General features: G+C 76.7%; 1 pseudogene. It reads right to left on the reverse strand.

What is annotated here, in order from left to right:
* Positions 1-99: 99 nt before the first annotated feature.
* A pseudogene (locus E1265_RS36420) lies at positions 100-1,090 on the reverse strand (regulator); the annotation flags it as partial.

The following is a 1,090-nucleotide window of genomic DNA, read 5'->3' on the forward strand; positions in this document are numbered from 1 at the left end:
CGGTCACGGAGGACGTCTGGGCTGTCGCCGTGCCGCTCGCGCCCGCGCTCGCGGCGCGGCCGGGGCCGGCCGCGCCGCAGGCGCACCGCAGGCGCGCCGCTACGCCAGCGCGGCGACCTTCTCCCGGTAGCTTCGGACCGGGGCCGCGTCCCTGAAGGGTTCGAGGCGGCGATCGAAGTCCTGGATGTACTCGTGCGCCCGCGCCGACCGCATCTCCATGGCCTGCTGCGCCGCCTCGGCCGCGAGCCCGCAGGCCTGTTCCACGTCGCCGAGGCCGAGCCGGGCGCAGGCCAGCACCACGCGGCAGAAGAGTCGGCTGCGCGCGAAGTTGGCCGGCCGGAGCTGGAGGGAGCGCTCGGCGTGCCGCGCCGCGGCGCGGTACTGCTGGAGGTCCCGGTGGCAGTGCCCGAACTCGTCGGCCAGCTGCGCCTCGTCGAAGAACCGAGCCCAGGGCGGGGCGTCCTCGCCCGGGCGGGCGGATTCCAGGGCGCGCTCGGCGCGGGCGAGCGCGGCGGTGCAGCTGCGGACCTCACCGAGCAGCCCGTGGCCCCGCGCCTCGACGGCGTGCAGCAGGGCCTGGACGACCGGGGCGACGGAGCTGGCCATGCCCTGCTGGGCGACCCTGGCGAGCTGGACGGCCTCCCGGCCGTGGCCGAGGTAGACGGCCTGCCTGCTCATGGAGACCAGCACATAGCTGCCGTAGCAGCGGTCGCCGGCCGCCTGGGCGAGGCGCAGGGCCTGCACGAAGTAGCGCTGGGCCAGGCCGTGCGCGGCGATGTCGTACGCGGTCCAGCCGGCGAGCCTGGTCAGGTCGGCGGCGGCCGAGAACAGCCGGCGGCCGGTCTGCTCGCCGTAGCTGCCGCGCAGCATCGGTTCGAGCTCGTGCTCCAGATAGCGGACCAGGGCCTGCCTGGCATGGCCGCCGCCGTAGGTCTGGTCGAGCTCGCGGAAGAGGTTGGCCACGGAGCGGAGCGCCGCGATGTCGCCCGCGGTGACCCGCTGTCCAGGGCCGCGCTCGACGCGGTCGAGCGCGCCCGGCCGCTCGACGCGGACCGGCGGGCGGGCGAGCCCAGGCGGGCGTGGGTGGAGC

Origin of the sequence: Streptomyces sp. 8K308, assembly GCF_004348315.1 — a bacterium.
Taxonomy (GTDB): Bacteria; Actinomycetota; Actinomycetes; order Streptomycetales; family Streptomycetaceae; genus Streptomyces.